This window comes from Pseudomonas farris, from assembly GCF_019145235.1.
In the GTDB taxonomy this organism is placed as follows: Bacteria; Pseudomonadota; Gammaproteobacteria; order Pseudomonadales; family Pseudomonadaceae; genus Aquipseudomonas; species Aquipseudomonas farris.
In genome coordinates this window covers 1-985 of record NZ_JAHSTV010000033.1, presented here as the reverse complement: position 1 = coordinate 985, position 985 = coordinate 1, and the positions used below count along the sequence as shown (strand labels likewise).

Below are 985 nucleotides of genomic sequence, written 5' to 3'. Positions count from 1 at the left end.
ATTGCTGCTGGGTTCGATCTGGCTGGGCGGGCAGATTGCCGCTGATCCAGTGTGGGCCAAGGCGTTCAGCTTTACCGGGGTTCAGATCACCTGGATGCTGATCGGCTACGGTTTTGTCGCGGCGGTGTTGCCGGTGTGGCTGATTCTGGCGCCGCGTGACTACCTGTCGACCTTCCTTAAAATCGGCACCATCGTTGCGCTGGCGATCGGCATCCTGATCACCATGCCCGAGCTGAAAATGCCGGCATTGACCCAGTTCATCGACGGCACCGGGCCAGTGTGGAAGGGCGGGCTGTTCCCATTCCTGTTCATCACCATTGCCTGTGGCGCGGTGTCGGGTTTCCACGCGCTGATCTCCTCCGGCACCACGCCGAAGTTGCTGGATAACGAGGTTAACGCCCGTTACATCGGTTACGGCGGCATGTTGATGGAATCCTTCGTCGCGATCATGGCCATGGTGGCTGCGTCGGTGATCGAGCCAGGCGTGTACTTCGCCATGAACAGCCCGGCGGCGGTCGTCGGTGGTGACGTGGTGGCTGTGGCACAAGCTGTCAGCGGCTGGGGTTTTGCAATTACCCCGGAAGCGCTGCAAGCGGTGGCCAAGGACATCGGTGAAACCACCATCCTGGCTCGTGCCGGCGGTGCGCCGACCCTGGCGGTCGGTATCGCGCAGATCCTGCACAGTGTGCTGCCGGGTGAAAACACCATGGCGTTCTGGTACCACTTCGCGATCCTGTTCGAAGCGTTGTTCATCCTGACCGCGGTCGACGCCGGCACCCGTGCCGGGCGCTTCATGCTGCAGGACTTGCTTGGCTCCTTCGTGCCAGCGCTCAAGCGCACCGAATCCTGGACCGCCAACCTGATCGCAACCGCCGGTTGCGTGGCGATGTGGGGTTATCTGCTGTACCAAGGCGTGATCGACCCGCTGGGTGGCATCAACACCTTGTGGCCGCTGTTCGGCATCTCCAACCAGATGCTGGCTGGT

General features: G+C 61.9%; 1 protein-coding gene. It reads left to right on the top strand.

The genetic code is table 11. The features are described 5' to 3' along the window. Positions 1 to 985 (top strand): carbon starvation CstA family protein (locus tag KVG95_RS29600; protein WP_302470711.1); only part of this gene is annotated, 985 nt, incomplete at both ends.